This is a genomic window from Streptomyces alkaliphilus (assembly GCF_014141535.1).
GTDB lineage: Bacteria > Actinomycetota > Actinomycetes > Streptomycetales > Streptomycetaceae > Streptomyces > Streptomyces alkaliphilus.
Genome location: NZ_VKHT01000794.1, coordinates 1 through 2,398, shown reverse-complemented (window position 1 = coordinate 2,398; position 2,398 = coordinate 1). Strand labels below are relative to the sequence as shown.

Annotated in this window: 3 protein-coding genes; 1 reads left to right on the top strand and 2 read right to left on the bottom strand. The window is 75.0% G+C overall.

The window, feature by feature from the left end; translation table 11 throughout:
* Positions 1-638, bottom strand: a 638-nt coding sequence (locus tag FNQ90_RS19835; RefSeq protein WP_182607604.1) for a TetR/AcrR family transcriptional regulator, incomplete at its 3' end; no start/stop codon positions are given.
* A 102-nt stretch (positions 639-740) separates the two neighbouring features.
* On the opposite strand from FNQ90_RS19835, the gene FNQ90_RS19830 reads away from it, so the two are divergent.
* The gene (locus FNQ90_RS19830; protein ID WP_323380085.1) at positions 741-1,775 is read left to right on the top strand and encodes an ABC transporter permease; all 1,035 of its coding nucleotides are present in this window, start codon (positions 741-743) and stop codon (positions 1,773-1,775) included.
* Positions 1,776-1,877: 102 nt separating this feature from the next.
* Here FNQ90_RS19830 and FNQ90_RS19825 read toward each other — a convergent pair whose 3' ends face one another.
* Entirely contained in the window at positions 1,878-2,357 is a 480-nt protein-coding gene (locus tag FNQ90_RS19825) for a GNAT family N-acetyltransferase (RefSeq protein ID WP_182607605.1), read from the bottom strand.
* Between the last annotated feature and the right edge of the window lie 41 nt (positions 2,358-2,398).

Genomic DNA, 2,398 nt, shown 5'->3' with positions numbered 1-2,398 from the left:
GCCGGGGACGGGGACGTGGCGGGCGGGGTCATCGCGATCAGCGCCGCGATGCCCTCGCGCAGCACGGCCGCGCCCTCCTCGGGCTCGTCGACCGGCGGACCGAGCACCGCCCCCTGGAGCAGCAGGCCGTGGGCGCACCCGATCAGGGTCCGGGCCAGCCGGTCGGACCGCACGTCGGCGGGGAGTCGGCCCGCGGCCCGGTACCGGTCGATGATCCGCTCCCAGGCGCCGAGGACCTCCGTCAACCGCTCGACGAGGAGGGCGCGCAACGGGGGCGTGCGCGCCACCTCCGACCACGCCTCCATCACCAGGGCCAGCGGTATGCCGCGCGCCTCCAGCAGGCGGCGGGTGCGCAGGAAGACGCCCGCCACCACATCGCCGGGATCCGGGGGGTGCTCCTCCTCGGCGATCTCGGCGAAGGCCGCCCCGACCGTGCCCACGACCTCCTGGAGGATCGCGGCGATCATCTCGTCCTTGCTCCGGAAGTACCGGTAGACCGCGCCGGCGGACAGGCCCGTCTCGGTGAGGATGTGCTGCATCGAGGTGCCGTGGAAGCCCCGGTGGGCGAAGCAGGTGATGGCGCCGTCCAGGATCTGCCGACGGCGGGCCTCGAGGTGCTCCCGGGAAACGCGTGCCATGGCGATCACAGTAAAACGAACGTTCATTCTTGACAAGGTCGCCCCTCCGGAGGATCGTGGCCCTTATATAAAACGAACGATCCTTCTCTGTGGGAGGTCATCGTGTCCGCCCCTGTTCCCTCCTCCGGCGGCCCCCGGCTCCGGCCACCGGCGCCCGGCTCCGGCCGAGCCGTGATCCCCGTCCTCGTCCTGGTGCCGGTACTCGCCGCCTGCCTGCTGTGGGCCTTCGCCTGGCCCGCCGCCCGCACCGCGCCGCGGGAGCTGCCGCTGGGCGTCGTCGGCCCGCCCGCGGCCGTCGAGACCGTGACCGGAGCCCTCGCCGGCGCCGGCGGGGACGCCTTCGACCCGCGCGTCCACCCCGACCGGGACGCCGCCGCCGCGGCGGTCACCGAACGCGAGGTGAGCGGGGCGATCGTGCTCGGCCCCGACGGCCCCGAACTGCTCGTCGCCTCCGCCGGCGGCCCCGCCGTCGCCCACCTGTTGGAAGAGGGTGTGCGGGCCTCCCTCGGCGGGGCCGACCCCGACGCGGCGGCGGCGTTGACGGTCACCGACCTCGTCCCCGGGCCGGCCGGCGACCCGCGCGGCGCCGCCTTCGCCGCGGGCCTGCTCCCCCTGACCCTCACCGGCGTGGCGGCGGGCGCCCTGGTCGTGCTGTTCGGGTTGCGCGGCCCCCGGGGCCCGATCGTGCTGATCGGGGCGTGCGCCCTGGTCGGGACGGTCGCCGCCCTGCTGCTGCACACCTGGCTGGGAGTCCTGGAGGGCGGCTGGTGGGCGGCGGCGGCCTCGCTCGCCCTGCTCGTCCTCGCCTGCGCGGCGCTGCCCGCCGGGCTCGGCGCCCTGCTCGGTCCACCCGGCGTCGGACTCGGCGCGCTGACCGTGGTCGCCCTCGGCAACCCCTTCTCCGGCGCCGCCTCCTCGCCCGACCTGCTACCCGCCCCGATGGGCGACCTCGGTCAGGCCCTGCCGCCCGGCGCGGGCGCCTCCCTGCTGCGCTCGGTGGCCTTCTTCGACGGGGCCGGCGGCACGGTTCCCCTGCTGGTCCTGCTCGGGTGGGCGGCGGCGGGCCTGTTGCTGCTCGGCACCGTCACCCGGCGCCGCACGGCACCGGCGGACGATCCCGTGCCGGTCAGCGCCTGACGGGCGCCGACGCGCCCCGGAACCGACGGGGCCTCCGGTCGTCCGTCACGGCGGCGCCCGCCCCGGGAGCCCACCGCGTCGGATGACCGGAAGCCGCGGCGACTACAACGCCTTCACGTAGCACTGGCTGTTCTCGGAACAGCGGTACACCCCGAACTTGCGCTCCGCCGGCACGTACCCGGCCGACACGTAGAGCCCGATCGCCTCCGGCTGCTGGTCACCGGTCTCCAGAACCATCCGGGTGCGACCGGCGGCGCGGGCCGAGTCCTCCAGCATCCCCAGCAGGTGTCGGGCCAGACCCCGCCCCCTGGCGTGCCGCATGACGAACATCCGCTTGATCTCGGCGTCGCCCGGTTCGTAGCACTCCCCGGGGTCCTCCATGGCACGCCAACCGGCGGTGGCGATCGGCGCGTCGGTCTCGTCGTAGACGAGGTGGAAGATTCCCCGCGGCGGGTCGAACATCTCCGGCGCCAGGGGGGTGACGTCGCCGCCGCTGCCGTACCGCTCCGCGTACTCGGCCTGGACGATGTCGTTGAGCTTGCGCGCGTCGGGGTGGTCGAAGCGCGCGGTGACGATCCGCATGGCGCCATCGTACCTGTCTCTTATACACAGCTCCGAGCCCC

Excerpts from the sequence above, each read along its gene's own strand:
- FNQ90_RS19825 (WP_182607605.1), bottom strand. The coding sequence starts at position 2,357 with ATGCGGATCGTCACCGCGCGCTTCGACCACCCCGACGCGCGCAAGCTC.